The organism is uncultured Rhodococcus sp. (genome assembly GCF_963525155.1).
GTDB classification, from domain to species: Bacteria; Actinomycetota; Actinomycetes; order Mycobacteriales; family Mycobacteriaceae; genus Rhodococcus_F; species Rhodococcus_F qingshengii.
Genome location: NZ_CAURKP010000264.1, coordinates 1 through 5572 on the forward strand (window position 1 = coordinate 1; position 5572 = coordinate 5572).

General features: G+C 62.0%; 1 protein-coding gene. It reads right to left on the reverse strand.

All coding sequences use genetic code 11. The features are described from left to right. On the reverse strand, positions 1–5572 hold a 5572-nt coding region (locus RWT78_RS27645; protein WP_314682379.1), incomplete at both ends, for a non-ribosomal peptide synthetase.

A 5572-nucleotide genomic window follows, 5' to 3' on the forward strand; every position in this document is an offset into this window, starting at 1 on the left:
GAGCCGTGTCATTCCACCCCTCGAGCACCAACGAACGCTCAACAGAATCCAAAATATCAACGTCACCAACACGCACCGAAGGATCGGTGGCTACGGAGGAGAGCAGTCGAAGAACTCTGTCCAGCAACGCAGTTGCGTAGTCGGCATCGAAGAAGTCCGGTAGGTACCGCAGCGTCAAGTGCAACTGCTCGTCGAGTGCGATCAGCAGGGTCAACGGGTAGTTCGTGGAATCGTCCGAGGCAATGTCGTCGATCATCATTCCGTCGAGAACATCCGCCTGTGCGGCGAGGCCCTCACGGTCGACCGGGTACGACTCGAATACAACCAACGTGTCGAACAGTGTTCCGACGTCCGCTGCTTTCTGGACATCGGTCAAACCGAGATAGTGATGATCAAGCATTCTCGCCTGCTCGATCTGGACCCTGGCAACCAATTCTTCGACGGACTCCGCGGCGTCGAGGCGCACCCGCACGGGGAGGGTGTTGATGAACAACCCGACCATCGATTCGACGCCGGTGAGCGCCGGTGGCCGGCCGGACACTGTTGCACCGAAGACAACGTCGTCGGTTCCGGTCAACGCACCGAGCAGGACCGCCCACGCGCTCTGCACGATCGTGTTGGCGGTGACCCCGAGTCGTGCGGCCAGAGCGGTGAGCGCCGCGGTTGTCTCCGACGACATCGACACGTTCAGCTTCTGTGACAGCGCGGTGAATTCCTGTCCGCCTGTGACCTGAGCAAGCAGCGTCGGCTCTTCGACGCCGGAAAGCACATCCGCCCAGGCTGTGAGTGATCGATCACGATCCTGATCGACAAGCCACGCCAGGTAATTGCGATAGCTACGCACACGCGGAAGAACCGAGTCGTCACCACGCGTCGCGTACAGCGCCAACAGGTTCTGCAAGAGCAGTGGCACCGACCAACCGTCGAGAATAATGTGGTGATTCGCCACCACCAAGCGATAGTCCCCCTCCGCCATGGTGACGAAGGTGAACCGAATCAACGGCGGTGACGCCATGTCGAAGTGTGTCGCCTGGTCAGCCGTCAAAACTTCGTTCAGAGCTGCCTCACGGTCGACGGCCGCAATATCGCTGAGATCGATGTTCCGCCACGGGACTGGAACGTCTTCGAGGACTATCTGGACCGGCGTTCCGTCGTCGTCGGCCGTGAATGCCGTTCGCAGGTTCGCATAACGGTCGATGATTCCCTGTGCTGCAGTGCGCAAGCGGTCGGCATCCACCTTCCCGGACAGAGTGAGAATCATCTGCACCGAGTAGAGGTCGACGCTGGATTCTGCCAACATCGCGTGGAAGAGCAAACCGGACTGCAGCGGTGCCAGGGGCCAGATGTCGGTCACCGTACCGAATCGATTCTCGAAGCCGTCGATATCTCGTTGGCTCACGGAGACAAGCGGCACGTCGGACGGTGTGAGTCCACCGGCTCCGACGGAGCGAGAATGCTCCGCCAGGGCAGTCAGTGCTTCGACCCAAATCTGTGCAAATGTCTCGACACTCTCGCCGTCGATGGCACCGACGGGGTATGCGAAAGAGGCCTCCAGAACAGCACCGTCTGCGCCGTCGTTGACGATCGCATTGATGTCGACGACCTTGTTTGCGGGCATGTCGACGTCTTCGGGTGCCGACACGTTGGCGAAATCGCCGGCCGGCAGCCACCCGAGTCCCTCGACGCCTGCCGGAAGATCCTCGGCGACAACTCGTCCCAGGTAGTTGAAGCTGACCTGTCCCCCGGCGAAGCGAGAAAGCACTGCGCGCGTGTCTTCGTTCAGGTAGCGCAGCAGTCCGTACCCGACGCCCTTGTCCGGGATCGCCAGAAGCTGTTCCTTCACTGCTTTGATCGCGCGTCCCGCCGAATCACCTCCGGCGAAAGCGTCACCCAGATCTACCTCGGAAAGATCGAGACTGATCGGGAAGGCAGCGGTGAACCAGCCAACGGTCCTTGACAGATCCGCGCCAGGAATCACGGCTTCTTCGCGACCGTGGCCCTCGAGTTGCAGCAAAGCAGACGTCGAGTCGATTCCGCCTCGGCGACGCCACTCGATCAGCGCGAGTGCCAGTCCAGCGAGCAGGCCGTCGTTGGCGCCGCCGTTGAAAACCTCCGGCAGCGTGGTCAACAGAGTCTCCGTCACCTGAGTGGGGACCGTCACGCTTATCCGCTGAACCGTTGCCGCAACGTCGACGGCAGAGTCGTACGCCCTCTTACCCAGCACCGGGTCCGGTGTCTGCAACACCTTCCGCCACGTATCCAGCTCGGCCACACGCGAATCCCGATGGGCCTCTTCGGACAAAGCATGAGCCCAGCGTCGCATCGACGTACCGGTCGGCTCGAGAGCAACATCCCCCGTCGCTCCGCTCGCCCCGGCCATCTGAGCCGCAGCCGACACCAGATCCGGAACGATGATTCGCCAGGAGACCCCGTCGACGATCAGGTGATGTGCAGCGATGATCAAGCGCCCGGTGCGAGTGGGACCGAAGTCGACCCACACGAACTGAACCATTACGCCGTCCGCCGGATTCAACCGGCCGAGAGCCTCGTCGAGGCCCTTGGAAGCCGTGAGAACAATTGTCGACTCGTCCGCAGCCGCGTCGACATCGACGCGGCTGAGCAGATCCTCGACGTCCACGGTTCCGGGCTCGGAGACCGACATCCCCCATCCGCGACCGTCGGAGATCAGCCGCGAGCGGAACATGTCGTGGTGGTCGACGACTGCGGCGAGTGTTCGCACGATGTCGGTTCGATGCACTCCGAGTGGAAGCTCGAGAGTCATCGTCTGCGTGAATCGGTTGTAGCTGCCACCGCGCTCGACCATGAATCGTTCGATCGGCGTCAACGGCATCCAGCCGACTCCACCGCCCGGCAACTCCTCGAGCACCACCGCGGCCCCGACGTCGGCGGCATACTTCGCCACGTCGGCCAATGCCGCGACAGTCTTGCTCTCGAAGACGTCACTGGGTGCGAATACGACCCCACGTGCCTTCGCACGAGAGACGAGTTGGATGGACATGATCGAGTCGCCGCCCTGAGCGAAGAACGAGTCGTCGGTGCCGATGCGATCCAGGCCGAGAACGTCCGCGAAGATCTCGCTCAGGATTTGTTCCATCTCGGTGACCGGGGCGCGGAATTCCTTGGTCTCGAAAACCGGTGCTGGGAGCGCTTTTCGGTCCAGCTTGCCTGCCGGACTGAGCGGCATGTCCGAGGAGACCATAACCGAAGCCGGAACCATATGGGCCGGAAGGGTTCTGGAGACAAATTCGATCAATTCCGCCGAAGTGACCGAAGCGTGCTTTCCGGTGAACACGTACGACACCAGCGCCGGGGCACCCGACGGCAGGGTCGTACCCATCGTCGCAGCGAACTCGACCTCGGGGTGTGCCGTCAGCGATGCATCGATTTCGCCCAGTTCGATACGGAAACCGCGAATCTTGACCTGGAAATCGTTGCGGCCCACGTATTCCACGGCGTAGGTGGAGGGTGCCGTTCCAGCGACCCAGCGCACCACGTCACCGGTTCGGTACATTCGCTCGCCCGGATTACCGTGCGGGTTTGCCACGAATCGATCGGCACTCAAGCCTGGACGACGATGATAGCCGCGGGTCACCTGAGGACCGGACAGATACAGCTCGCCCGAGACTCCCAGTGGAACTGGATTGAGTCGTGTGTCCAGGACGAATGCGGCCATGTCACCGATCGTGGCGCCGATGTCCATTCGGTCACCGGGCAGAAGCGGAACGCTGACGTTCGTCACGATCGTCGTCTCGGTCGGGCCGTAGACATTCAGGAATGTCCTGGGAGCCGAAGCCGACGCGGCCGATCCGTCCCCTGTCGTCCACTTGCTGATCAGTTCCGGCGAATACGCTTCGCCACCCACGCCTACCACCGTCAGGTCGTCCAGGCCGCTCGGGTCCATCGACGCCAGGGCAGCGGGTGTGATGAACGCATGCGTGACTCGTTCGCTACGGAACACCTCAGCCAGTTCGTCGCCGCCGTACACGCCAGGCGGGACGATGACCATCGTCGCGCCGGTGGCCACCGCGAGGAACAACTCGAGCATCGACGCGTCGAAACTCGGTGACGCGAAGTGCAATGTCCGCGAGGTGGGCTTCACGAGGTAATGCGCGGCCTGCGTGACACTGAAGCTCGCCAGTCCCGCGTTGGTTGCGACAACGCCCTTCGGCAGTCCTGTCGTGCCGGAGGTGTAGATGACCCAAGCCGGATGAGCAGTCGTCAGTGGACGGACACGTTCCTCGGCATCGATTGGCGCTCCGGACACTCCGGCGATCATCTGTTCGCCGAGCGGTCCGTCCACGACCAACCACTCGACGTCGTCGGCGAGATTCGGACGTTCGACGTCGAGGGTGAGGCCAACCTTCGCACCCGAGTCGCTGAGCATGTGCGCGATACGGTCTGCCGGATAGTGCGGATCGATCGGAACGACCGCTGCCCCGGTCTTCGACACTGCCCAGACCGCGAGTATCGATTCGACGGATCTCGGAATCGACACCGCCACAAGATCTTCAGCCCCGAGACCACGGTTGATCAAAACGCGGGCCAGCTTCGACGACCACTCGTCGACCTCTCGATACATCATGGACCTACCGGCCGCGGCCTGCGCCGTGCCGGGGTAGCGCAAAGCGACGTTGTCCGGGTAGCGCGCAGCAGCGTCGGCAAGAATCTCGGCCAACGGCGCCTGCGCTACTCCTGACGAAGCCCTTTGACTCGTCAGAACCTCACGCTCGGACGCGTCGAGGATTTCGATGTCACCCACTGAAGTTGCGGGGTCCGTCGCAATTCCGTTCAGAATGCGCATCAATCGTGCGGCGAATCCGCGGACGGTCGATTCGTCGAACAGATCCGTCGCGTACGTGAACGTCGCCGACAGCCCTTCTGATACCTCACTGATCGTGAGCTGCAGGTCGAACTTGGCCACGGTCTCGTCGATTTCGAACTCGGCCGCCGTCAGACCGGGCAGAGCCAACGAGTTCTGCCCCAGGTTCTGAAATGCCAATGCCACCTGGAACAGCGGGTGATGTGCCCTCGACCGAACGGGATCCAGCACTTCCACGAGCCGCTCGAACGGAAGGTCCGAGTGCGCGAACGCCTGAAGGTCGGTTTCCCGAGCCGAGGCCAGAAGTGTTGTGAACGCCGCCGAAGGATCAACCTCGGTACGCAAAACCAGGGTGTTGACGAACATTCCGATCAAATCGTCGAGTTCGGATTCACCTCGCCCGGCCATCGGTGCACCGATGTTGATGTCCGTTGTTCCCGACAGACGAGCGAGAAGCGACGCCAGAGCCGCATGGACCACCATGAACATCGACGCATTGTGTTCCCGGCCCACGCTGATCAGCCGCTCATGCAATTCCTGACCGATCGAGAATTCGAATGTCGCTCCCTGACCGGAGAATACCGCCGGCCGAGCCCGATCCCCCGGAAGATTCAACTGTTCGGGCACGCCGTCCAGTGCTTGCGCCCAGTAAGTGATCTGTTGCGCGATGACGGACTGCGGATCGTCCTCGGACCCGAGAACCTCACGCTGCCACAACGAGTAATCGGCGTA